Here is a 23594-nt window from a genome sequence, read left to right as displayed (position 1 = left end):
AGCTTTGAATTTAATACATAAATAGTTTGGTTTTTATGCTCTGGTAATACCTAATCGTTTTACCATTTCTTCACCATCAATAACATATTCGGTGATAGCAAAAACTTCTTTACGGTTAGTTCTATATTGCTTTACAAATAGCGCAAGGTCATCTTCAAGTTGTGCATGTTCGGTTCTAAATTGATGTGAATCATATGCAAATGGGTTTTCTATTAATTCAGCTAAGTGATGTAAATGGATATCTACTTGTTTTGCCAGTGTATCGCATTTCTTATCAGTGTCAATAAGGCTTACTTCCATTTCCCTTACCATATCAATATTTTCTTTCTTCGCCATCCACATAAAGTACTTTTCTATTAAAAGATGTAAGAACTTTAGGTCTTCATTATAAAAAGTGATATCAGATTTCCAATGTTCTGTTAGTACGTAAAGTGAGTCCCAGTCCGCTTCGTGAATGTAATTGTCTTTGGGTCTATTTCTAAAGCTGCTCATGTTATCAATATTTAATTATGAATAGACCATAAAGTTAGAGAGAAGGATAGTGAGATATTATGACGAAAATCATGATAAATGAGAAGCGTAGCGATTAATCCAGAATTACATAGCTATTTTTCATTTTATGAATTGTAAAGTAGATTACGTATCAATTAATTGAATATGATTTTACTCATAGTATAACTTTAAATATTCCGCTTAATTTGAGGTATAACAAATATTAGTTATGCAAAAATTAAAAATCTGTTTACTGTTTGTATTGTTTTTATCGTGTTCGCAAAAGCGCGAAACGGTATATCCTCAAAAAGCTAAGCTAACATCATCTGTATATGCTTCAGTTACCATACAGCCAGATAGTTTGTACAAAATTTACACGGTTGTAGCAGGTATTTTAGATGAGAATTTAGTTGAGGAAGGAGACCTTGTTAAAAAAGGTGATGCAATCCTAAAAATTAACGATCGTGCCCCTAAACTAAATTCAGACAATGCTTATTTATCCTTACAACAATCAAAAGAAAATGTACAGGGCAATGCAGCTATATTAAAGGATATTGAAGATGATATTTATTCGGTAAAATTAAAATTTACTAATGATTCTATCAATTTTAGTAGACAGAAGCGTCTTTGGGATCAAAATATAGGTTCAAAATCTGAATATGATACAAAAAAATTGGCCTATGAACTTTCAGAGAATCAATTAAAACAGCAAAAAGCTAGGTATGCCCGTACTAAGTATGATTTGGAGACTAAAATGGAACAAGCTAAAAATAGCTATTCTACTACCCAAATAGTTATAGATGATTATACCGTAAACAGTAAAATTAACGGTAGGGTATATGCTATTTTAAAAGAGCCTGGTGAGCTTGTTAATACTTTAGAACCTTTGGGCGCTATAGGCAGTGCTACTAATTTTAAAATTGTAATGCTAATAGATGAGGTCGATATCATTAAAGTAAAGGTTGGTCAGCAAACTTTGGTAACCTTAGATGCTTACCCAAAAGAAGTTTTTACGGCTTCGGTTAGTAAAATATATCCTCAAAAAGATGAGCGGTCACAAACCTTTACAATTGAGGCATTGTTTACCAAAACACCTGCTACGTTATATCCAGGGTTAGCTGGAGAAGGTAATATTGTTATTTCTGAAAAAGAAGATGTGCTAACGATACCTATAGAATATTTAATGGATGGGAATATGGTGGAAACTGAAGAGGGTGAAGTACAAGTTGAGGTAGGTTTTAAAAATTTAGAAAGCGTGGAGATTGTATCTGGCATAACTGAATCTACCAAGCTTTTAAAACCAAAAGTATGACAAACTGGAAAGTTATACTGAATATAGCAAAAACACATCTTTTAACTAAGATGAAATCTACCGCAACAGCATCTTTAGGGGTCACATTTGGTATTGGTGCTTATATTACCATGGTTAGTTTTATGACTGGTCTTAATACCATGTTAGATAGCCTCATATTAAACCAAACTCCACATATTCACTTGTATAATGAGATAGAACCTACGGCAAATCAGCCCATTTCATTATATGAAGAATTTGAGAATTCGGTGCATATGATCAGTTCTATAAAGCCTAAGCAAGGTCAAAAGAAGATTCATAATGCATTGCCCATTTTAGATTATTTAAAGAAAAAAGATAAGGTAAAAGGGGCTACGCCACAGGTAAGGGCACAAATATTCTATTTATCTGGAGCTCTAGATCTTGGTGGTACCTTGGTTGGTGTAGACATAATGGAGGAAACAAGACTATCTAATATGCGCGATTATATTGTTGAGGGTAGTCCAGAAGCTTTGAAAAATACGGATAACGGTATTTTATTAGGATCAGGATTGGCAAGTAAGTTGTCTTTATCTGTGGGCGATAGAGTACAAATCAGTACCGTAAGAGGGGCAATTTTTCCTTTAAAAATTGTTGGTATTTATCAAAGTGGAATTGCAGATATTGATAATTCGCAAAGCTTCTGTAATTTAAAAACTGTACAGCAAATTTTAGGCGAAGCGCAAAATTACATTACAGATATTAATGTTAAGCTAAATGTTATTGAAGATTCACCTGCCTTAGCTCAACTTTTAGAAAAACAGTACAATGTTACTGCTACTGACATCAATGAAGCAAATGCTCAATTTGAAACAGGGTCTAATATTCGAAACTTAATAACCTATGCCGTATCCATTACACTACTTATAGTTGCAGGTTTTGGAATCTATAATATTCTGAACATGCTCATTTATGAAAAAATGAAAGATATAGCGATTTTAAAAGCTACAGGTTTTTCAGGTTACGATGTTCAGTTGATATTTATGAGTCAAGCCATGATTATAGGTATTGTAGGTGGTATTTTAGGATTACTGTTAGGGTTTGTACTATCTGTAATTATTGATGGCGTACCTTTTGAAACGGAAGCATTGCCAACTATTACAACGTACCCTGTCGATTTTAGCGTAGGTTATTATATAATAGGTATTGTATTCGCGCTAATATCAACATTTGTTGCAGGTTGGTTACCATCTCTTAAAGCAAGGCATATAGATCCGGTAAAAATTATAAGAGGCACTTAAGCATATAGAACATGGATAAAGTACTTGAAGCCAAGGGCATAAATAAACATTTTTTAAAACCTAAAGATTTTCATGTTTTAAAAGATATTACGTTTGCCATAAAAAGAGGAGAATTCGCATCGATTATGGGTAAATCTGGTTCAGGTAAATCCACATTGCTATATATATTATCTACCATGGATACAGAATATACTGGCGAATTATATTTAAACGATACCTTGGTAAGCGGTAGATTAGCTTCAGAATTGTCAAGAATTAGAAATGAACATATTGGGTTTGTATTCCAGTTTCATTATTTGTTATCAGAATTTAGTGTATTAGAGAATGTAATGTTGCCAGCAAAAAAGTTAGCTCGTAAAAGTCATCAAGAGATTGAGCATGATGCTATGCAGAAATTAAAAATGTTAGGCATAGGGTCTTTGGCTCTGCAAAAAGCATCGCGTATTTCTGGTGGTGAAAAACAGCGTGTGGCAATCGCCAGGGCATTAATAAATAATCCCATAATACTAATGGGAGATGAGCCTACCGGTAATTTAGATAGTTATAATTCTGATAATGTATTTAATATTTTTAAGCAATTAAAAGAGGAGGAGGGGCTATCGTTATTGGTAGTGACACATGATGAAGATTTTGCTAAACGAACCGATTATATTATAGAGATGGAAGATGGTCGTATAATAGATAAATCAGTACTTTCTATTTAAATTTTCAACCACGAGAGGTATATATTATTACTTCAAACTAATAATGTAAAAAAGAGGCTTCAATTTAATTGAAGCCTCTTTTGTTTAATTCAGTATTTACTGTTAACGTTTATAGTCGAAAGATATCCAATCTGCATGGCAAATGTTCTGCGTTGTATTTTCTTTGTTTTTAAAGACTAAGTATAGTGTGGCATTTTCTTTAGTTGTAGAAACGGGTATATTATAGTAAACTGTTTCTTCTTTCCCATTATGCCCCAATAGTTGTTTGCCTATAATTCTACCATCTATACGGTCTTCATGTATTTCTACAGCACCTTTAAATTCTTGATCTAGATTATAAAAAGCTGCAAATTTTAAATGTTTCAGGTCTTTTAAATTAATGTCATTAAATTTTAAGAAAGAACCATCTTGTAGAACACCAACAACTCTAGATTTACTTGTACTCCAGGTTCCAGTACCTTCTTTAATTTCGTCTGCATTTTCAGCTTCTATTTTCTGACTTTTAAAGATAATTTGCTCACTAACGGTGAGTTCAGAATTTGGTTGGTTTAGATTGCCTTTATCGCGATATGAAGCCATTAAAACATAATTTCCTTCACCTTGTTTACCCATGTGTTCATTGAAAGTTAATGTACCTTTAAGTGGAAGAGATTTTTTAACTACTTCAGTTGAAGGTTTTAAATCCAATATATATTCTACCATTAAAGAAACCTCCTCTACGCTAAGTTGAGGGTGGGCCGACATAGCATTCTCGCCCCAAACGCCACCGCCACCTTTAATAATTTTAGAAACTAGATACCCTGTGTCGTCTTTACTATATCGTTTCGCAATGTCTGTATAACTTGGTCCGTTGACCTTATCCAATACAGCATGACATGCTTTACAGTCAGACGCTTCAATAGCTTTTTTACCAAGAGGTTCGAGGTTACGTTGATGTCCTAAAGTGGCTTTTACAAAATCTCTCCCTTCAGGTAAATAATCAAAAGTCACTTTTACATCCTCCGCAGAAATGGAGTTATTTTGTGTTGAACCATCTTGCTTATCTTCTACGATGATCTCATATTCCAATTTCTTGCCATCCCAATAAATAGAGTCTTTGTTGGTAATATTTATTGCTAAAGTAGGAGTGTCATTACCTACCAAAATTTTTGAACTCGTAGTAGATGAATTACCATCAGTATCGGTAACCTTTAAAACTACATTATAACTACCGTCTTCAGTAAAAACGAATTCAGGATTTTGCTCTTGAGATTGAGATACCTCTTCAGTAAAATACCAATCGTAGGTAAGTGCATCGTTGTCAAAATCAATTGAGTTCTTTGCAGAAAATTGTACGTTTAAAGGGGAAGCGCCAACGGTCTTGTCATGGTCAAATTTTGCAACCGGTTCTCTATTTCCTTTTATGTATGTAATGCTACTTAAACGAGCATCTAAATTTTGTGAATTCCATTTTTGACCATATTCCAGTATATACATATTTCCGTTAGAAGCAAAAATCATATCCATAGGATGTGAAAATTCTTCATTGGGCATAAACGCATCGGCCTTTACATAATTCTGATTTTCATCTAGCGTAATAACATAAATCCAATCTCTCATCCATTCATAAACGAACAATTTATCTTCAAAATAGTTTGGCCAAAGATTTTCGGCACCAGTCATGTCCGATTCGTGAAAAACCGGTCCCGCCATAGGGTTTATACCGCCTTCGCCCATCCAAGGAAATTCATCTGATCTATAGTATGTCATTGGTATCATAGATTTTTGAGCAAGAGGCATCTCTTGAATACCGGTGTTGTTTGGTGAATTATTGATGAGGTGTTCTGGATCGAATTTATCACCTGTAATATTGGTTGCAAAATCAAAATCATTATAAGCTTCATTATAACCTCTAGTAAATGGCCAACCCCAAAAACCAGCTTTCCTAGCTTGGTTATATTCACCCATACCACTAGGACCTCGATTAGGATCTGCTTTTCCGGCATCTGGTCCTATATCTCCCCAGTATAAAAATCCTGTTTTGCTATCAATGGAATGTCTGAATGGGTTTCTTAACCCCATGGCATAAATCTCAGGTCTAGTCTTGTTTGTTCCAACAGGGAAAAGATTTCCTTCTGGGATAGTGTAACTACCATCTGCTTCAGGTTTTACTCGTAATATTTTACCTCTTAGGTCATTTGTGTTGGCGGCAGAACGTTGAGAATCCCATCCGGATCTGTTGGGGCGTTCGTCCATTGGCGCAAACCCGGATGATTCAAAAGGGTTTGTATTATCACCCAGAGCAATGAAAAGATTACCATTAGGTCCAAATTCTAAAGCACCACCACTATGGCAGCAATGACGATCTGTGGGTATTTCCATTAATACTTTTTCAGAATTTAAATCGAGTTTATCGTTCTTTAGTATAAAGCGAGAAACATGTTGTTTAGACATATCATCTTTAACGGAATACAAAAGATAAACCCAATTATTCTGAAGGTAATTAGGATCTACAGCTAAGCCTAAGAGTCCATCTTCATTGCCATAAAACAAGTCTAACTGAGCTATGGTCTTTGTTTTTTCTGTTTTAAAATCAAATAGTTTTAAAGCACCATGGCGTTCTATGAACAAAATTCCTCTACCGGGAAGTTCGTCTAACTCCATAGGTTCATTCAAATTAAAGTCTAATATGTTTTTAACAAAGCGATCTTCTGGCGGTACCCTATCTGTTTTAGCTAAGGAATAGTTTAATGTGCCATTACCAACGGCATAGTTGATACCACCAAGTAAATGATTTAAGAATTTTGGGTTTAGAAATGTTTCATCTGTATGTCCCATTTCAGTATAAAATGCTCTACCGCCATCATAATTGTGATACCAAGAAATAGGATGGTTTTCTGGGTTTGTACCACCTTCATAACTACTCTCGTCAATAGAAACAAGTATATTAATATCTGGATTGATATTCTTGAAATTATACCACTCATCACTTTTGGTCCAAGATTCGTCTAAATGCTGGGTAGATGAGTGGGATTTGTCGTTAACAATCAATTTTGCTTCTTGAATACGCGGGTGATTATTGAATACCGCACCAACTAATTTGTTATACCAAGGCCAATCATATTCAGTGTCTGTAGCTGCATGAATACCAACAAAGCCTCCACCTGCTTGAATGTAACGTTCAAAATCTGCCTGTTGAACATCATTTAAAATATCTCTAGTGGTATTATTAAATATAACTGCGGCATAATTTTTTAGAGAATCTTCTACCATATAATTGTCATCTTCTGTTGCGATAACATTATATCCATTTTCCTCTCCTAATTTTTTAATAGCTTCAATGCCAGCCTCTATAGAGCCATGTCTAAAGCCTTGTGTTTTACTGAAAACTAAGATATTATCTTTCTTTTTTGTGCAGTTTGTACATAATGCAATACAGCATAATAAAAAGCATAGTTGCTTTATTGAACGTTTAGTGGTTTTGATCATTGGTGTAATTTGGTGTTTTTGGTTTTACCCTTAACAATCAGGGTTTTAGAATGAATTGTAATCAGCCCTTGGTAAAGGGGCTGCCTAAAGATATGAAAATGGGATTATGATTCATTAATTGAAATTACCACAGTGCTGGTTTTTTGGTTGATTGTGGTCATATTTTGTTGAAAAATTTAATGGTATCTTAATACTTTATTTAGAGATTTTCTCAAAACTATAAAATTCATGTGGACCACTATTTTTATTGTTATTTATAGTTTATTGACAATTGTAATCGTGCTATCCATTATTTTACACGGGGCAAAACCAACAAAAAGTTTGGCATGGATAATGGCTATTTTCGCCTTGCCCGTAGGTGGTATATTTCTTTACTTGGTAATTGGAAGAAACAGGCGCAAACGAAAACTTATACGTCTAAAGAAAGACCTATTCAATAAACTGCCCAAACCGAATACCGAACAAGTGAATTTGTTTAATGGCAGGTATAAAAAATTGATGACCCTTAATTATAAAAATTCACACTTTCCGCCAACGGCTCATAACAAACTACATTTATTAAAAGATGGTAAAACAACTTTTGATTCGATTTTTAATGCTTTGGAACAAGCTACATTACAGATACATATACAATATTATATTTTTGAAGAAGGGGAGTTAGCAGATCGCTTAATGGCTTTGTTTAAGAAAAAAATTGATGAAGGTATTGCCATAAGAATGATCTATGACGGTATTGGAAGCTTTACGCTAAGCAAGAACTATTTAAAAAAATTATTGGACATTGGGGTAGAGGTGTATTCTTTTCTTCCCTTTAAATTTGGCAGGTACTTTTATTCTTTGAATTATAGAAATCATAGAAAAATTATTGTTGTAGATGGAAAAGTAGCTTTTACAGGCGGAATTAATATTTCTGATAAGTATCTAAAAGGACAAGTAGGTCTGGGCAAATGGCATGATATGCACTTAAGATTAGAAGGACCGGCAGCCACACAATTGGATCAGGTTTTTATGACAGATTGGTATTTGGTAAGTACTCAATTATTACAGCCTTTACAGCACTTATACAATCAATTGCCAATGAACTCTAGTGAATTGGTACAAATTGTCGCCGGAGGACCCGATGATGATTTTCCTGTTTTGGAACAGACTTATTTTTCAATTATTAATAAAGCCAAAGAATATCTTTATATAACAAACCCTTACATTATACCAGGGCAAGCTTTGATACAAGCATTGCAAACTGCGGCTTTAAGTGGTGTTGATGTTAGGTTATTGGTTTCTGAAAATGCAGATAATAAGGTTGTGAGTTGGTCTGTACATTCTTATTTTGAAATGTTCTTGAAATCTGGTATTCGAATATTCCTATTCCCTGACGGATTTTTGCACAGTAAAATAATAGTAAGTGATGATACTATTACATCTATTGGCACAGCTAATTTAGATGACCGTAGTTTTGAACAGAACTATGAGGTAAATGCCATTATATACAACAAGGATTTTGCTAAAATCTTAAAAGCAGACTTTTTAAATGATTGTGCGGTTAGTAATGAGTTATTATATAGTGATTTTATTAAAAGACCTTGGGGTAAAAAGTTGAAAGAAGGAGTAGGTAAAGTTCTTAGTCCTCTTTTCTAAGTGTTAATCCACCTGTGAAGTGAAAACCAAATCTTGATCTTCCATAGCTGTAATAACTAATTTCACATAATCTTTAATAGCCTTATCAATATTATCAGGTTCTGTAATTTCAATAATACCTCTCCATATCATAGCTCTTTCCTTTCCTTCGCAGATACAGTACAATGTAGTTTCAGCATGGTAAACAGTATATTTTTCGTAGTAAGCATCATCGTAATATATGCCTTGGTGCTCTAAATAATCATCGTTAAACCTAGCTTGGTGATCGTCCCAACGCGATATAGATTTTACAAAATTATCGCGGTCTTCCGACCCTGTAATTTTGGTTAAAAGAATAGCATCAAAATCTTTGTCTAAAAGACTTTGTTCAACAGCATCCAATTCTTTATCGGTCTTACGAGAATCTGTAAGCGACAGGTCGAAAATATCAATACTACGCCATGCCTCAACATTTCTATCAGTAAATTCTTCTTGAAGTTCACTTTCAAAGTTTTCTCTAGTATCATCGCTCTGTGCCATACCTACAATTAAAACTTTGTTGGCATTGAATAATACAATATCTGGATTTTTCCAATTCTCTACTAAGCTAATAGAAGAACAACCCATTAACATCAATGACAATACTACGATCAACTTTTTCATAAGAAAGGTAAATTTAGTTGGATTATAAGTCGAAGATACTATTTAGAAAATATCAAGAATATGACGATTGTCAGTAAATATGATATGAACCTTCTGGCTTTTGATTAGTTATAACCATAAATCTATGTTTTCTTCCAATTTAGGAATATGACAGTCCCAACCTTTAGTATCTCTAATTTTAACCTTAAAAGCATCTAAAGCACCTGGTTCTCCATGAATAAGAAAGACTTTTTCTGGTGTGTTTTTAATATTATCTATAAAATTTAGAAGTTCTGCCTGATCGGCATGTGCAGAAAGACTTTCTATAAAATGAATACTGGCTTTTACAGGATAATATTTTCCAAATAATTTTAGTTCATGTGTGCCTTCTAATAGTTGTCTGCCTCGTGTACCTTCGGCTTGGTAACCAACCAGTAATACCTTTGTTGTAGGTTCATCTACTAGTTGTTTTAAATAAGTTAAAACCCTGCCACCGGTTACCATACCGCTACCTGCAATAACTATTTTAGGACGTTTGTCATCTATAGTTTTCCATGTATCTGCGTATGATGTAATGATGTTGAAATGATTACACATAGCTTCATAATCAGCTTTACTAAGTTTATGCCAGTCTGTAAATTGCTCAAATACACCTAGCACATTATTACCCATAGGACTATCTATAAATATGGGTATGTTGGGTATTTTATTCTTCTTGTATAATTGCCAAAACAAATACATGAGCAATTGTAGCCTTTCAACGGCAAAAGAGGGTATGATCAATGTTCCTCTTTCGTGTATGGTCTTTTGAACTAGGTCACTAAGAATTTCGGCAATATTTTCTTTTGGATGAAGTTTGTTGCCGTAAGTACTTTCTAAGAATAAATAATCTGCCCATTCGGGTCTTTCTGGAGGTAATAAAAGTTTATCGTCTAATCTACCAACATCACCAGAAAAAGCAAATAGTTTTTCGAAAATCTCTAATTCAATAAAGGTCGATCCAATGATGTGACCGTTGTATCTAAATTTGAATCTAATATTATCTGACAGCTGAACCCATTCATCTTTCTGTCTGCCAGAAAATAAATCAATAGTTCTTTGAGCTTCTTTTAAATCATAAAATGGTAAAGCTTTAGGGTGTTTGGAATAGCCTTCTTCATTTGCTTTCTTTGCCTGCTCTTCTTGTATTTTAGCACTATCAAGTAATATGATTTGTGCAATTGATAGAGTAGGGTAGCTACCAATTATTGAACCTTTGAACCCTTCTTTTACTAATCTAGGTAGATAACCGGTATGGTCTAAATGACCATGCGTTAATAGTACTACATCTATTTTACTAGCATCTATTGGTAGTGGCTCCCAGTTCTTTTCCCTTAGCTCTTTGAGACCTTGGAACATGCCGCAATCTATCATAATATTCAATTCAGGAGTTTCTAAATAAAATTTAGAACCGGTAACCGTACCAGAGGCACCTAAAAATTTTAGACTAACTTTTTTCATGCTATTAAGATTTACAGAGTTGTTCAATTTCTTCTAGAATTTTTGTTTTTCTTACGCTAGATATTCCTAAATGATCCAAATAAAATTTATCCTTTATGAGTTGTCTGCATAAAACCACATTTCTGCTCAGTAAAAATTGTTTTTCTCTTTTAGATAAAAGACTTGAGACAGTAATAGGGTAGAGCCCTAAACGATCAATTCTATCTTTGAGTCCGTCTTTCTCTGGGTAATCCCAACTTAACAAATAGAGATTGGCACATTTACCATAGGTAATAGCATCTTGGGTAAATCTAGTATTGGTAACCACCCAGCCAAGATCTAATGGCTTAGTATTATTTTTATTAGTTACCCAGTGGTCTTTTACATCGTTGTATCTAGAATGTATATATAATGGCACTTTTACATTACAATTGCGCCCTTCTTCATTATGAAATTTACATTCTATAATAGTAACCTTTTCCTTTTTATCTGCCACAACATCTATCTCATGAGTAACACAAGATCCAGTTAATGTGACACCAACTTTTACGTTGTAGCCAGAATATTTTAATATTTCAGCAATAAAACGCTCAAAAGGAAATCCGGTCGGACCTAATTCGTAAATGGCTTTTTTAAGTTTATATTTAGATGCAAATACAGATTTATTCTTTTTAAGTAGAGCATATGCTCTATTGTAGATTTCATTAGTGGTGATACCATCAAAAAGCTCATCGTAAACTTTACTTACAATATCTTCCACCAACTCATGGTTTGCACCACTATGCTTAAGTGAATCTCTAAGCTTGTCTAATGAAAACTTCATTTTTTGCCCTGAAGATTTTATAATATCAATAGATTCCCGGTTTTGCATATTACTTTTTTAAATTAACATTAAGTGGCGGAATTTCTAATAACTGTAGTGTTGTAGATGCTAAGATTACCTTACCATCAGTTTTAGAAATTGCTTGTTCAATTTGTTGAAATAAGGTGTGTTTTGTATTTCTTCTTCTTTTATAATCAGTAATGTATCTAAGGTTTAATTGAATCCAATTATCTGTAAGGTTCATCGCAATGGTTGGTTCTATTGTCGCATTTTCAATGTAATAATGAGCCACCATTTCTTCCCATTTTGCCTTAGATTTTTCAGTGTAATCACATAGCAGTTCATTAGCACTGTTCATCATAATAGATTTTGCGAGGTCAGCGTCAGAACCATAGGCGATGAGAATATTTAATTCATCCCAAACGAAAGGAAAATCCATCGAATAATTTTTAATAGGTCCTTTAAAAACAAATGCATTGCTAATCTTTACAATTCTACCAGAATAATTGTCACTGCTTACCCATTCACCAATTTCCATTATCGTTGTATAAATACTATCAATATCAATGACATCTCCCGTAATATTATTGATTTCGATACGATCACCAGGTTTGTAAACGCGAACAAAAAATATATAAAAAGACCCTGCAATACTTAAAATTAATTCTTGTAGTGTAAAGGTGATACCTGCCGTAAATAGTCCAATTATTATGGTATAATCTTTAAAACTATCAACGGTAAATGCCATTAATATCATAAAAATAATAAGTACGTAACCAACTATTTCTACACCCTTTTGTGCTTTATATCTAATAGAAATATCTTCAATTCTTTTTTTAAGAATTTTTCTAATAAACCCGATTATGAAAATAATGAAGAGTATCCACGCAATTAGTTTTAATATTTTAACTAGTGTAGCGTTTTCTAATAATGTTGAAAGTATATCCATATGGAGATTTTAAAAAAACCGCCAATGAAATGATTTCTTTGACGGTTTTAATTTTAAACATTAACCAACTAAAAATGCTTAAAAATTATCTTATCACGATCTAAAATTAAAATCAATGCAATGCTAAAATTGGAACATCACTGTCATAGCCAATTTCTTTAATTAGAGGTCTAGAGAAAACACTTCCAAAAAAGAAATGTTTACGATTAATGAATGCCACCATATCACTATCTCTACTTTCAATAAAACTTTCTATACCCTTACCTAAACTTTTTTCTGTAATTGTATGAAAATGATGAGGTGTTTCACTAAAAATTGCCGCTAACAACTGCTTATTGTTTAGTTGAGTTTCGGTCAGTTCTTTTTTCTTGTCAAGGTGTAAAATGGCAATTTCTGCATTGTGCATTTTAGCCAATTCTATAAGGTATCTAAATTCCGATCTTTTAAAAACATCTTTAAAATCTGTAGGGAAAACAATTTCTTTTGGTGACATAAACGAAACATGCTCAGGAATTGCCAAAACAGGGCATTCCCTGATTTTTTCCATTGCCATAACAGTATTACTACCAAAAAGAACACCTTTTGTTCCTGAAGCACCTTTTGTACCCATTGCCACTAAATCTATATCTTTTTCTGCTATTAGATTTTTGATAGCTTCGGATAGAAAATTAGAAGTAGATACTGTATAATAATTGTGCTTGGGGTTGTCTATATGTAAAGCAAGCGTATCTATTAGCTTTACAAAATTCTTTTCAGAATCTAGTTTTGCCTCTTCGAAAACAGCACTGCCTTCTTCAGGAATATTTAAACTATTGGTTGTGTATTGTTCAAAACTAAATACATTTAAAAAATAAAAATCACAATTTAATTTAGCATATAAATCAATTGTATATCTAATTGCGTTTAAAGCATTTTTAGAAAAATCCGTAGGTATTAAAATACGCTTATTCATAGGTGACAGATTTATATTATTTCTTAAATGTATAGTTCAAACAAATGAATTACTATGATAAATATCAGTCTTGTAAGGGTAAAATTAAAAATGGGATTTTAGCATAAATACTTAAATCCATTATAACCGGCTCATGTAAGAATCGTTCAAAGAATTTTCTTCTATGGTATGCCATTGCCAGTATATTTATATCTCTTTCTACAATAAAATCTTGTATAACATTCGCTTTGTCGGCATAGTTCCAGATTTCATCATAACTATGCGGTATTTTAGTTAAGCACTTATCTAATAATTTTTGATTAGAAACCTGTTTGCTTGTCATTAATTCTTCTTCATTAACATGTAAAACAGCAATAGAGGCATCGGTTATAGCAGCGATATTCAATAACATTGAAATAGTATTTTTTGTACACCCTTTTTTATAGTCGGTAACAAAGGCTATTTCATTTACAGGTTTAAAGGCAATCTCTTTGGGTATGGCTAGAATAGGGCATTTAGTAATAGTATTTGCAATTTGAATGGTATTACTGCCCATAAATAATTCTTTAGCCCCTGTTTTACCCTTGTTACCCACAACTACGAGGTCAATTTCATTGGTGTCTATGGTATTGGCTATTACTTTAGTAAGATTTCCTTTGCTAGATATGGTTTTGAATTTATGTAATTCATTTTCCGTATCAAGTACAATTTTGTGCATTGTCTTGGTAAGGTTTTCTTGAGATGAGTTTTGTAATTTTTCCATCTCTTTCTGTCCTGTGAATAGTGCACTTTTAGCACTTACTACAATATCATCGTATGAATGAACAATATGGAAAGTACATTGTTCCGTTGCAAAAATTTGAGTAGCATAATAAAGCGCATTATAGGCTTCATTAGAAAAGTCTGTTGCTACAAGAATGTTTTTAATTTTCATAATTATTATTGTAGTATTACTAAGAAAGGAACGGTAACGTGAAAGCCAATTTTCTTAATTACCGGTTCTATAAATAAGCGTTCTAGAAAGGTGTGTTTGTTTTGCACCATAACCAATAAATTTATTTTTTGCTTAATCTGAAATTCATTGATTGCGGTAATAATCTCATTGCTTTTTACCTCGTGAAAAAATCCGTTTTCAGATAGTACATTAGCAAGTTGTTCTTTATTTTTCTTTTGAACAATAGTAAGTTCATTGCCCGTATAAACATGCATAACGTTTACTTGCGACACATGAGAGTTTACAATTTTAAGAAGAGAAGCCAGGCTTTCTTTATTTAATGAAACCTCAAAGTCATTAGGGAAAAGTATCTGTTCTGGTACTTCATATTCAAAACCAGAAGGAATAACCAATACTGGGCATTTAGAATTTTTAATAACATGTACCGTGTTAGTACCCAATAGTATTTCTTTTGCACCTGTAGCACCTTGTGTGCCCATAATAATAACATCTATACCTTCTGCTTCTACGGTTCTTGCTACCTCGCTAGAAAGCACATTAAGTGCAGAATGGGTAGTGAAAGTATGCAATGGATTTTCAAATTCTTTTTCTAATTTTTTCTTCAGATTTTCAAGGTTATCTTGAGAATTCTGTTGAACGATATCTCCAAGACCAATTTGTGCTGGGCTACCCATTAGGTATTCTGTATGATAGACCGGAGGCATGTAACTATTTAAAAGAAAAAAAGAACACTTTAAATCTTTGTATAGTGTTAAACCATATCGAATGGCAGTTAAAGAGTTTTCTGAAAAGTCTGTTGGTAATAAAATACGTGTCATAGTACTGTTATTTAATACTTTAAAATTAAAAATAGATCATGACAAATAGTATGATATTCGTCATCATCAATATTTTTATTTAGCTTTATTATTAGTTGTTAAATAAAAAGCAATGAAAAAGAAATTTCGGAAATCGATAGGATCAGATGTTCCAACGCTGGTATTTTTTTATGCCACTTGGTGTACACCATGTAAATTAATGAAACCTACTGTTCTGCAGATTCAAGAAGAAATGGGTAATGCTCTAAATAGTCTAGAAATAGATGTAGAGATTAAAAAGGGTATAGTAAAAAGATATAATGTTAAGAGTGTACCTACCTTAATTCTTTTTAAAAATGGAAAACCTTTATGGCGACACTCTGGTGTTATGCCCGTAGCTGAAATTAAAACGGCTATAAATGATAGAATTTAAAGCTGTTTTTAATTTTAGAGATCACCAAAAGGTATATTACTCATGTATGACCAAAAAGGGTACTTTAGTATGATAACTAATTCTTTCTACCGTAGGTCTAAATAGAATACTTTCTAAAAAATTTAGATTTTTAGCCACCATTATTAACATATCTAAATTTCTACTCTCGGTAAAGCATTGAACCGATTCATCTATTTTTTTACCCGTTACTTCATGAAAGGTGCATTCCGTTTCTTTAAAATAGTCCAGTAATAAATTTTTGATTTTAATTTGGTTCGTATTCAGTTCTTCACCTTTGCTCGAAATATATAATAACCTTAAGGCAGAATTTTTTAATAGAATTATGTCTTTGATAGTATCTAAAACTTTTATTTCATAAGCTAAATTTAAATCTGAAGGAAAACCTATTTCCTTTACACTTTCATAAGTAGCAGATTCTGGTACGGCCATAATTGTACATGGCACTTTGGTAATTACATTACCGGTATTGCTACCTATAGACACAGCTTTAAGACCAGAAGAACCTTTGGTACCCATTATTATAAGTTCTATATTTTTCTCTTTAACCTGATCTTTCAATTGGTCTGTAAGAAAACCATAGATAGCTTGAGTTTTAAAATAATGCTTTGTATTTAATGGTAGTTTCTCAACTTTCTTAATAAGTACTTTAAGTTTTTCTCTACTTTCCGCCAATATTGTTTTCTCTAAAAGATCGGGAGAAACATACATAGCTGCTTCACCACTAGAATTGGTGTTAATTGCGTTGATATGAACAATATGAAAGGTACAGTGCGTCTTTTTAAAAAAGGAAATTCCGTATACTAACGCGTTCCATGCATTATCAGAAAAATCTGTGGGTATTAATATATGTTTCATTGTAAAATTTTAATTGTTAGAACAGAAATGTGGCTATTGTGGTAAAAACAGAACAGGTATTTTAGAATGAAAAGCAACCTTTTTTACTACGGCTTCACCTATTACTTTTTCCCAAAAGGTATGTTGATGGCGTATTAAACTTAAAATGCTAGAATGAGAATTTTCTGTATATTTGTCAATACTCTTAGAGACATCAATTTCAAACGGTAAGTTTTTGAATTTGTAATCAAGACCAGATAATCTTTCCTTCAAAACCTCTTTATTTGACTCTTGATGTTCGTTCAAGATAAATTCAACCGAAACATGCACTATTTCTATGGTTGACTTCCATATTTTAGAAAGTTCAATAATTGGCTCCAATCCATTCTTTTTATAGGGAACAGTAAAATCGGTAGCAAAAAAAACAGATTTCAAGCTTTGAAAATTGTAACCTGTAGGAACTGTAAGAATGGGAATATTTGTTACTTTCTTTAAAACCTTCACAGTATTGCTACCTAAAAACACCTCTTTGGCACCAGTAGCTCCTTGAGTTCCAATGATCAGAATATCTATGTCATTTTCGTTAACAGCAAGTTCAACGGCATCTTCTAAATTTCCCGGTTTTGAAAGTGTGCTAAATTGATGCTTAAGATTTTTGTGATTTATTGCAAAATAGGTTAGTATCTCCTCTAATTCTTTTTTGGAATTTTTAGAAAGAGAATCATAGATTACACTAAGTCTTTGATGATTTTTAGAACCCATTAAGTTTAAAGGAGAGGGTTCAAAGGCGTGTAATATATAAAAGTGGCAATCAACCTCTGTATATAATTTTATTGCTGTAAAAATTGAATTCCAGGCATTTTCAGAGAAATCTGTTGTTATAAGTATTTTTTTCATGGTTGTAGGGTTTTAATTAACGGGACAGATTTTGCATTACCAAAAACGGTATGGTAGGGGAGAGCCCTATTTCATCAATGGTAGATTGGTAAAGCATATCTTCTAAAAATGAATGTCTTGAATTTACCATAACCAGTAAGTCCATCTTATTTTCGTTGATGTATGCCAATATTGCTTTAGCTCTATTGTCAACAGTAGTTCTAACAAAAGATAGTCTAGCATGCGGCAAAGATTCTTCCAAGAATTTTTTATTATCCAATTGTCTTATACTCAAATCCTCAAAATCAGAAATATAAAGGCTATGGACTTCTGCCTTGAATTCTCCAGCTAAAATATCTAGCAGTTTTAATTCTCGGCGTTTATACGGTAGCATGTAGTTGCTTGGAAATAGTATTTTTTTAGGTTGACTATAGTCATAATGATCAGGAACAGCCAAAACAGGACATTTAACATATTTGAAAACTTGTACAGTATTACTACCAAAGGTTATTTTGGAATTTGCGGTAGCACCTCTGGTACCCATAATTATCAAATCGATATTTTTAGAGTCTGCAACATTATTAAGGGCATCGACCAAAGATTCAAATGAAGAAATCATTTCATATTTATGCATTGGATTATGCGTTTTCGTCTTTGTATCGTTAACAAGTTTCGTTAGTTTATTCTCAGAGCTTTTTGAATGAATTTGTCTTTGTTTCTCAAAAGGTTCTTTATCAAGATTATGAAAAGGACCATATACTTCATCCGCATACGCATGAAGAAAATAAAAATTAGCACGTTCACATTTAAAAATATTAATAGCGTAGGCAATAGCGTGATCTGCATTGCTTGAGAAATCTGTAGGAATAAGAATATTTTTCATGGCTATTTTTTTTTGATACTCTAAAAGTATTGGAGGGTATCAAAAAAACCTATGATAAATATCATGCAGTTATAATTCTACACCTATTTAATGGTTATAATATGGATTGATAAAAAAGGGATAAATATTTTTTTGATAGAATAGAAATAAAAATATAAGAAACTAATTAACAATTACTTACGGTATATTGTTAGAGTAAATTTTTATCGTCAAATTATATTAATAAGATTTGGTATTACTGATATTCGTCATAGTAATTACCTAATTAGTAAGATACTTTAGTAGAACATTCTAAAAACTAGAAATTATGAAAAAAGTATTAATCTTATGGATAATGGCATTAATGGTAACCTTGCCGATTTCTGCACAAGTTTTAAAAAATATTGACGAAATAGCTCCTTTTAGTGAAGGCTTGGCGGCAGTACGTAAAGGCAAGCAATGGGGCTTTATTAACGAAGAGGGTAAAATGGTCATAGCTTTTAGAGATGATATTTATGTGAGCCCAAAATCAGACGAAACTAAAACAGGTGTTCTAGGAGTTAAGTATCCTTTGTTTAATGAAGGTTTGTGTCTAATTAAGCAAACTGTTGAAGATGGTGTTCCTGTATTTGGTTTTATAGATACATCCGGTAAGGTGGTTATAGAACCACAATTTTTAAATATATATCCATTTAAGGACGGTTTTACAACTGCGGTGCTTTTCGATAAGACCATTAAAGGAGAAAATGAATTCAAATTAAAGATTTACGAGTATAAATTTTTTGATGTACGTGTAAGTGCTACAGGTGAAATAACCGATTATTTTGAGAAAAGAGACCACATACAAATGACCGTAAAAAGGTATCAAATGCCAGAAATAGGAGCCAAAATTTTAAACAAAAATTTAGTGGCTACACATACTGCTGAACAAGGGTGGTCAATAAATAAATTAGAAACAAAAAATTAATTTGCCATGAATAGATTAAAAGACAAAGTAGCGGTTATTACAGGTGGTACAGGAGGTATAGGTCTTGCAACGGCAAAACTATTTATAGAACAAGGGGCAAAAGTTGTTCTGGTAGATAATAACCCAGAAGCTATTGAAGAGTCTCGAGCTAATTTTAGTGACAAGAACGTAACCTTTTTCCAAGCTGATGTTTCAAAGAAAGAAGATAATATCAAATTTCTTAATCATGCTTTAAAAACCTATGGTAAAATAGATATATTCTTTGCCAATGCAGGTATAGAAGGTACTTCAAGTCCAATTTCAGAGTATCCAGAAGATATATTTGATAAGGTAGTTGCTGTAAATTTAAAAGGTGTTTGGTTGGGTTGCCAGCACATTATACCTAAAATGGAAGAAGGTGGTAGTGTTATTATAACTTCATCAGTTGCGGGCTTAAAAGGATTTGCAGGTTTAGGGGCTTATGTGGCTACAAAACATGCTATTGTTGGAGTTATGAGAGTTGCAGCTGCAGAAAATGCAGTACGCAAAATTAGAGTGAATACGATTCATCCTGGCCCTGTAGATAATAATATGATGCGTAGAATAGAAAGTGATATGTCTCCTGATAGTCCAGATGCCGTTAAAGACGGATTCACATCTACAGTACCTTTTGGGCGTTATGCCACTTCAAAAGAAATAGGTGAAATAGCGTTGTTTCTAGCTTCAGATGAAAGCAAATACATTACAGGCTGCACACATCTTATTGATGGAGGTATGCTAAATGCATAGCTAGTTGGTATTTAAATGATTTGGTAAAACTTGACAAGATGAATGGTGGCATTTATAATGTCAAGTTTTATTTTTGAAAACAGTATCTTAGAAAATAAATTAGCATTCATGATCATCCATAACTTAGGAGAAGAAAACTCAGTTCTTAATCAATTTATATTAGAAATACGCGATTCGCAGATTCAGAAAGATGCCATGCGTTTTCGTAGAAATATTGAACGAATAGGAGAAATACTATGTTATGAGTTCAGTAAAGAATTGACATACAGCCCACAAAATGTAGAAACTCCTTTAGGAAACAAAGCTATGAGTTTAAGCCATGATCAGGTGGTCATATGTTCCATATTAAGAGCAGGGTTACCATTACATCAAGGACTTTTAAATTATTTGGATGCTGCTGAAAATGGTTTTATTTCGGCATTTCGTAAACATGAAGGCGACGATGATGATTTTGAGGTTATTGTAGACTATTTCGCTGCTCCTTCTTTAGAGGGTAAAGTACTAGTACTAACAGACCCAATGTTGGCTACGGGTAGAACCTTAGAAAATGTTCTTTTAGCTTTAAAAAAAAGCCATGGTACACCTTCGGCAATTCATATCATATCTGTTATTGGATCTCAACAAGGTATTAGTTTTATAGAAAATATATTCCCAGAGAACACTCATTTATGGATTGCAGCCGTTGATCCAGAACTAAATTCAAGAGGCTATATTATACCAGGTATTGGTGATGCCGGCGATTTGGCATATGGTCAAAAACTATGATGAGATATTCTTTTTAGAACGCTTTCTCCATTTTACCAATTCATACCAAATTACTGAAGCGCTACCTATAGCTATGGTTAAACCTAACTGAGAAAATGATAGACTTTCAAATTCAAAAAAGCGGGTTAGGGCAGGTATATATAATAATGCCAACGATAATATAATAGTTAAGCCAATAATCAGCGGTACTAAATTGTTCTTGTATTTTAAAGTGGTGAAAATTGAATAATAAAAAGACCGATTTACCAAGGTTAAAAAAATATTTGCAACTATTAAAACCATAAACACCATAGTACGCGTGGTATTTTCAGTGAACCCAAGGTAAATAGTGTACTGATAGGTAAACAACGCACCTATAGTTATGGCTATACCTTGTATAATACTAGTGGTAAGTTCTTTATAGTTGAAAAATGTAGTTGAAAATGGTCTAGGTTTTTTGAACATCAAATTCTTTTCTAAAGGTTCGTTTTCAAAAATTATAGAACAAGTAGGTCCCATAATTAACTCTAGAATAATGACATGTGACGGGGAGAATATGTTAGGGTATATCCACCGTAATGCTAAAGGGATAAATACTGTAAGAATGATGGGAATGTGAATTGAGATGATATACTGAATTGCTTTTTTAAGATTTGTATATATTTTTCTTCCCATGGCAACAGCGTCTACCATTTTAGATAAATCATCGTCTACCAAAATCAAAGAAGCGGCTTGCTTTGCTATTTCAGTTCCTTTTTTACCCATAGCAATACCAATGTGCGAAGCCTTAAGCGCTGGTCCGTCATTTACACCATCACCTGTCATGGCAACTACTTCATTGTTTTTCTTTAATGCATTTACAATTCTTAATTTGGCATCGGGGAACATGCGTGAGAAAACATTGATATGCTTCACTTTTTCTTGCAGCTCAGCATCGGTGAGCTTCATTAATTCATCACCCGAAATACATTTTTCATAACCTTTAAAATTAATCTGTTTAGCAATTGCCATAGCAGTATTGGCGTTATCACCAGTTACCAACTTAACTTTAATACCGGCACTTTCAAAATCTTTAAGAACTTGCGAAATATTATCTTTTGGTGGATCATAAAATGCAACAATTCCTTTAAAATCAAATTTAAAATCTTGTTGTTTTTCTGGATAAGTATCCTCGTCAAAAACTGCTTTACCCACGGCAAGCATTCTATAACCGTCTTTTCCTAAATTGACAAGAGTTTCTTGAATTATCTTTATTTCAGAAGGGGTAAGGTTAGATACTGCCATTATAGCTTCTGGTGCACCTTTAGCAGCTATTATTCGTTTTCCTTTCGCATTCTTAAATACATGGGTCATCATGGGTGGCTTACCACCTAATGGATATTCATGAACCATTTTATAGTTCGTACGCTCATCTAAGGAAGTTATTTTTTTATAGGCATCATGTAAAGTAATTTCCATGGGGTCAAAAGGTATAGGTTCACTAGCCCACATAGATATAGTAATTAGTTCTTTTTCATTTGCACCTAAATCATCATTAGCGTTTATGACAGATTCGGTTTCTAAGGTGAACAGCTTTGCCAAAGCCATTTTATTCTGGGTAATAGTGCCGGTTTTATCAGTACAGATAACGGTAGCACTACCTAAGGTTTCTACAGTTTTCATTTGTTTGACTACAATACCCATTTTCATTAATCTCCATGCACCTAAAGCCATAAAAGTGGTAAATGCCACAGGAATTTCTTCGGGTAGTATGCTCATTGCAAGGGTTAAAGCTTTTAATAAACTATCTAGTATAACACCAGAACGTATATAATTAATTAGCCAGACCAAAAGAAATATGACACCACCCCAAATGGACATCAATTTTACGAAGTTGAAAATTTTGACTTCTAGGGGCGTTTTTTCCTCGTTAATATCCTCTAGACTTTTTCCGATTTTACCAAGTTTTGTATAATTTCCAATAGCTGTTATTTGGGCAATAGCGAGACCGCTAGCAACAGTAGTTCCAGTAAAAATTAAGTTGTCGGAACTATTGGAGTTTTTATAGACGGAAAGCGATTCTCCAGTTAAAATAGACTCGTTTACAGAAAAATCATTGGAATGTACAATGACACCATCGGCAGAAACGGTAGTGCCTTCTTCAACCATGAGATAATCGCCCACAACAATATCTTGACTATCAATTTCAACAACGGTACCATTACGTATTACGTTACTTTTTGGGTGCGTTAATTTTTCAAGATTCTCCAATGCCTTTCTACTTCGAGAATCTTGATACAGTGATATGGAACCAACTAAAATAATAGCAGAAGCTAAAAATATGCCGTCGCCCCAGTTACCGGTTATAAAGTAGATTGAAGAAGCAATGAGTAAAAGAATAACCATTGGCTCTTTAACAATGCTTTTAAGTGCATCTAAAAAGCTGTTTTCTTTTTTATAGTTAAAAGTATTTGTGCCATGCTCTTTTTTCGAAGCATTCACTTGCTCATTGGTTAGTCCGGCAATACCGAAGTCTGAAGGGTTGATCATGAACAGTTATTGATTTGCAGATAGTAAGAGTTAGAACAATAAGATACTAAAGTACCTGAAATCTTTAGTTAGTTCACTGATATTTATCATATTATATGAAGCAAAATAACCTCAAATTTATACAACTAATAATAG

General features: G+C 33.0%; 21 protein-coding genes. 8 read left to right on the top strand and 13 right to left on the bottom strand.

Annotation, left to right across the window (positions count from 1 at the left end):
* Nucleotides 1-33: 33 nt before the first annotated feature.
* Nucleotides 34-492 carry a hypothetical protein gene (locus tag BM296_RS13315; protein WP_091903570.1) on the bottom strand — a complete coding sequence of 153 codons (459 nt, stop codon included), beginning with the start codon at nt 490-492 and terminating at the stop codon, nt 34-36.
* A 229-nt stretch (nt 493-721) separates the two neighbouring features.
* On the opposite strand from BM296_RS13315, the gene BM296_RS13310 reads away from it, so the two are divergent.
* The 3 genes from BM296_RS13310 to BM296_RS13300 are packed head-to-tail and all read left to right on the top strand — an operon-like array spanning nt 722 to nt 3767.
* Nucleotides 722-1804 (top strand): efflux RND transporter periplasmic adaptor subunit, encoded by a 1083-nt coding sequence (locus tag BM296_RS13310; protein WP_091903568.1) that lies wholly within the window; start codon nt 722-724, stop codon nt 1802-1804.
* Nucleotides 1801-3063, top strand: coding sequence for an ABC transporter permease (locus BM296_RS13305; RefSeq protein WP_091903567.1), 1263 nt, complete (start codon nt 1801-1803; stop codon nt 3061-3063). The genes BM296_RS13310 and BM296_RS13305 overlap by 4 nt, the downstream gene beginning before the upstream one ends.
* An 11-nt stretch (nt 3064-3074) precedes the next feature.
* A complete protein-coding gene (locus BM296_RS13300; protein ID WP_091903565.1) occupies nt 3075-3767 on the top strand; it encodes an ABC transporter ATP-binding protein in 693 nt (230 codons plus the stop codon).
* A gap of 102 nt (nt 3768-3869) precedes the next feature.
* Here BM296_RS13300 and BM296_RS13295 read toward each other — a convergent pair whose 3' ends face one another.
* Complete coding sequence (locus tag BM296_RS13295; RefSeq protein ID WP_091903563.1) at nt 3870-7235, bottom strand: ThuA domain-containing protein; 3366 nt, start codon at nt 7233-7235, stop codon at nt 3870-3872.
* A 228-nt stretch (nt 7236-7463) separates the two neighbouring features.
* Here BM296_RS13295 and cls point away from each other — a divergent pair, with 228 nt between their 5' ends.
* Entirely contained in the window at nt 7464-8870 is a 1407-nt protein-coding gene (gene cls / locus BM296_RS13290; RefSeq protein WP_027067601.1) for a cardiolipin synthase, read from the top strand.
* Nucleotides 8871-8873: 3 nt separating this feature from the next.
* Here cls and BM296_RS13285 read toward each other — a convergent pair whose 3' ends face one another.
* The 7 genes from BM296_RS13285 to BM296_RS13255 form a co-directional block, all read right to left on the bottom strand.
* A complete protein-coding gene (locus BM296_RS13285) occupies nt 8874-9512 on the bottom strand; it encodes a hypothetical protein (RefSeq protein ID WP_027067600.1) in 639 nt (212 codons plus the stop codon).
* A 108-nt stretch (nt 9513-9620) separates the two neighbouring features.
* A complete protein-coding gene (locus BM296_RS13280; RefSeq protein WP_091903561.1) occupies nt 9621-10991 on the bottom strand; it encodes an MBL fold metallo-hydrolase RNA specificity domain-containing protein in 1371 nt (456 codons plus the stop codon).
* Nucleotides 10992-10995: 4 nt separating this feature from the next.
* Entirely contained in the window at nt 10996-11841 is an 846-nt protein-coding gene (locus tag BM296_RS13275; RefSeq protein ID WP_091903559.1) for an ATP cone domain-containing protein, read from the bottom strand.
* Between the two features lies 1 nt (nt 11842).
* The gene (locus BM296_RS13270) at nt 11843-12742 is read right to left on the bottom strand and encodes a mechanosensitive ion channel family protein (protein ID WP_091903556.1); all 900 of its coding nucleotides are present in this window, start codon (nt 12740-12742) and stop codon (nt 11843-11845) included.
* Nucleotides 12743-12854: 112 nt separating this feature from the next.
* Nucleotides 12855-13694 (bottom strand): universal stress protein, encoded by an 840-nt coding sequence (locus BM296_RS13265; protein WP_091903554.1) that lies wholly within the window; start codon nt 13692-13694, stop codon nt 12855-12857.
* Nucleotides 13695-13758: 64 nt separating this feature from the next.
* Entirely contained in the window at nt 13759-14607 is an 849-nt protein-coding gene (locus BM296_RS13260; RefSeq protein WP_091903552.1) for a universal stress protein, read from the bottom strand.
* 5 nt (nt 14608-14612) lie between these two features.
* Nucleotides 14613-15446, bottom strand: coding sequence for a universal stress protein (locus tag BM296_RS13255; protein WP_091903550.1), 834 nt, complete (start codon nt 15444-15446; stop codon nt 14613-14615).
* 112 nt (nt 15447-15558) lie between these two features.
* Between BM296_RS13255 and BM296_RS13250 the strand changes: the two genes are divergently transcribed.
* Entirely contained in the window at nt 15559-15858 is a 300-nt protein-coding gene (locus BM296_RS13250; protein ID WP_027067593.1) for a thioredoxin family protein, read from the top strand.
* Nucleotides 15859-15894: 36 nt separating this feature from the next.
* Here BM296_RS13250 and BM296_RS13245 read toward each other — a convergent pair whose 3' ends face one another.
* Genes BM296_RS13245 through BM296_RS13235 form a run of 3 tightly spaced genes read right to left on the bottom strand, consistent with a single transcriptional unit; the run spans nt 15895 to nt 18472 of the window.
* Nucleotides 15895-16734, bottom strand: a complete 840-nt coding sequence (locus BM296_RS13245; protein WP_091903548.1) for a universal stress protein — start codon at nt 16732-16734, stop codon at nt 15895-15897.
* A 33-nt stretch (nt 16735-16767) separates the two neighbouring features.
* Nucleotides 16768-17610 carry a universal stress protein gene (locus BM296_RS13240; RefSeq protein ID WP_091903546.1) on the bottom strand — a complete coding sequence of 281 codons (843 nt, stop codon included), beginning with the start codon at nt 17608-17610 and terminating at the stop codon, nt 16768-16770.
* Nucleotides 17611-17626: 16 nt separating this feature from the next.
* On the bottom strand, nt 17627-18472 hold the full coding sequence (locus tag BM296_RS13235; protein ID WP_091903544.1) for a universal stress protein: 846 nt from the start codon (nt 18470-18472) through the stop codon (nt 17627-17629).
* A gap of 307 nt (nt 18473-18779) precedes the next feature.
* Here BM296_RS13235 and BM296_RS13230 point away from each other — a divergent pair, with 307 nt between their 5' ends.
* The 3 genes from BM296_RS13230 to upp all read left to right on the top strand — a co-directional run bounded on the left by BM296_RS13230 (nt 18780) and on the right by upp (nt 20951).
* Nucleotides 18780-19418: a WG repeat-containing protein gene (locus BM296_RS13230; protein WP_091903542.1), complete on the top strand. Its 639-nt coding sequence runs from the start codon at nt 18780-18782 to the stop codon at nt 19416-19418.
* A gap of 6 nt (nt 19419-19424) precedes the next feature.
* On the top strand, nt 19425-20186 hold the full coding sequence (locus tag BM296_RS13225; protein ID WP_091903540.1) for an SDR family NAD(P)-dependent oxidoreductase: 762 nt from the start codon (nt 19425-19427) through the stop codon (nt 20184-20186).
* Between the two features lie 108 nt (nt 20187-20294).
* A complete protein-coding gene (gene upp / locus BM296_RS13220; protein ID WP_091903809.1) occupies nt 20295-20951 on the top strand; it encodes a uracil phosphoribosyltransferase in 657 nt (218 codons plus the stop codon).
* On the opposite strand, the gene BM296_RS13215 is transcribed toward upp, so the two are convergent.
* Nucleotides 20946-23459, bottom strand: a complete 2514-nt coding sequence (locus BM296_RS13215) for a cation-translocating P-type ATPase (RefSeq protein ID WP_091903538.1) — start codon at nt 23457-23459, stop codon at nt 20946-20948. The genes upp and BM296_RS13215 overlap by 6 nt on opposite strands.
* Nucleotides 23460-23594: the final 135 nt, after the last annotated feature.

It is taken from the genome of Maribacter stanieri, from assembly GCF_900112245.1.
In the GTDB taxonomy this organism is placed as follows: Bacteria; Bacteroidota; Bacteroidia; order Flavobacteriales; family Flavobacteriaceae; genus Maribacter; species Maribacter stanieri.
The sequence above is the reverse complement of the archived record's forward strand: the minus strand, read 5'-3'. Positions and strand labels throughout refer to the sequence as shown.

Bases quoted from the DNA above. Each gene is read 5' to 3' on its own strand.
- BM296_RS13235 (WP_091903544.1), bottom strand. From the start codon at position 18,472: ATGAAAAATATTCTTATTCCTACAGATTTCTCAAGCAATGCAGATCAC.
- BM296_RS13270 (WP_091903556.1), bottom strand. From the start codon at position 12,742: ATGGATATACTTTCAACATTATTAGAAAACGCTACACTAGTTAAAATA.
- BM296_RS13245 (WP_091903548.1), bottom strand. From the start codon at position 16,734: ATGAAACATATATTAATACCCACAGATTTTTCTGATAATGCATGGAAC.
- BM296_RS13240 (WP_091903546.1), bottom strand. From the start codon at position 17,610: ATGAAAAAAATACTTATAACAACAGATTTCTCTGAAAATGCCTGGAAT.
- BM296_RS13305 (WP_091903567.1), top strand. From the start codon at position 1,801: ATGACAAACTGGAAAGTTATACTGAATATAGCAAAAACACATCTTTTA.
- BM296_RS13315 (WP_091903570.1), bottom strand. From the start codon at position 492: ATGAGCAGCTTTAGAAATAGACCCAAAGACAATTACATTCACGAAGCG.
- BM296_RS13295 (WP_091903563.1), bottom strand. From the start codon at position 7,235: ATGATCAAAACCACTAAACGTTCAATAAAGCAACTATGCTTTTTATTA.
- BM296_RS13215 (WP_091903538.1), bottom strand. From the start codon at position 23,459: ATGATCAACCCTTCAGACTTCGGTATTGCCGGACTAACCAATGAGCAA.
- BM296_RS13260 (WP_091903552.1), bottom strand. From the start codon at position 14,607: ATGAAAATTAAAAACATTCTTGTAGCAACAGACTTTTCTAATGAAGCC.
- upp (WP_091903809.1), top strand. From the start codon at position 20,295: ATGATCATCCATAACTTAGGAGAAGAAAACTCAGTTCTTAATCAATTT.
- BM296_RS13285 (WP_027067600.1), bottom strand. From the start codon at position 9,512: ATGAAAAAGTTGATCGTAGTATTGTCATTGATGTTAATGGGTTGTTCT.
- cls (WP_027067601.1), top strand. From the start codon at position 7,464: ATGTGGACCACTATTTTTATTGTTATTTATAGTTTATTGACAATTGTA.
- BM296_RS13230 (WP_091903542.1), top strand. From the start codon at position 18,780: ATGAAAAAAGTATTAATCTTATGGATAATGGCATTAATGGTAACCTTG.
- BM296_RS13265 (WP_091903554.1), bottom strand. From the start codon at position 13,694: ATGAATAAGCGTATTTTAATACCTACGGATTTTTCTAAAAATGCTTTA.
- BM296_RS13275 (WP_091903559.1), bottom strand. From the start codon at position 11,841: ATGCAAAACCGGGAATCTATTGATATTATAAAATCTTCAGGGCAAAAA.
- BM296_RS13300 (WP_091903565.1), top strand. From the start codon at position 3,075: ATGGATAAAGTACTTGAAGCCAAGGGCATAAATAAACATTTTTTAAAA.
- BM296_RS13255 (WP_091903550.1), bottom strand. From the start codon at position 15,446: ATGACACGTATTTTATTACCAACAGACTTTTCAGAAAACTCTTTAACT.
- BM296_RS13225 (WP_091903540.1), top strand. From the start codon at position 19,425: ATGAATAGATTAAAAGACAAAGTAGCGGTTATTACAGGTGGTACAGGA.
- BM296_RS13280 (WP_091903561.1), bottom strand. From the start codon at position 10,991: ATGAAAAAAGTTAGTCTAAAATTTTTAGGTGCCTCTGGTACGGTTACC.
- BM296_RS13250 (WP_027067593.1), top strand. From the start codon at position 15,559: ATGAAAAAGAAATTTCGGAAATCGATAGGATCAGATGTTCCAACGCTG.
- BM296_RS13310 (WP_091903568.1), top strand. From the start codon at position 722: ATGCAAAAATTAAAAATCTGTTTACTGTTTGTATTGTTTTTATCGTGT.